Origin of the sequence: Burkholderia sp. GbtcB21, assembly GCF_019091065.1 — a bacterium.
In the GTDB taxonomy this organism is placed as follows: domain Bacteria; phylum Pseudomonadota; class Gammaproteobacteria; order Burkholderiales; family Burkholderiaceae; genus Burkholderia; species Burkholderia pyrrocinia_C.
Genome location: NZ_JAGXKA010000379.1, coordinates 1 through 247, shown reverse-complemented (window position 1 = coordinate 247; position 247 = coordinate 1). Strand labels below are relative to the sequence as shown.

Annotated in this window: 1 pseudogene; it reads left to right on the top strand. The window is 72.5% G+C overall.

From position 1 onward, the window contains the following. A pseudogene (locus KVT39_RS37145) lies at window positions 1–182 on the top strand (FAD-dependent oxidoreductase); the annotation flags it as partial. Window positions 183–247 lie beyond the last annotated feature (65 nt).

The window sequence follows — 247 nt, the reverse complement described above, 5'->3', positions numbered from 1 at the left end:
CCACCGGCCTGTACCGGCACGGCTTCATGATCGCGCCGGAAGTCGCGCACGCGGCGGCGGCGTTCGCCGAAGCCGCCCTCGGCGGCGCGTTCGGCGATGCCGACGCGTTTGCCGCGTGGCGCGCTGCCGCGCGCTGGCCGACGCCCCTTCATCACCGCAACGACGCGCGCCAGCCGGCCTGACGCGCGCCGCCGACCGAATCCGACCAAGCCACATGGATATCCAGATCAACCAACAGACCCTGTCG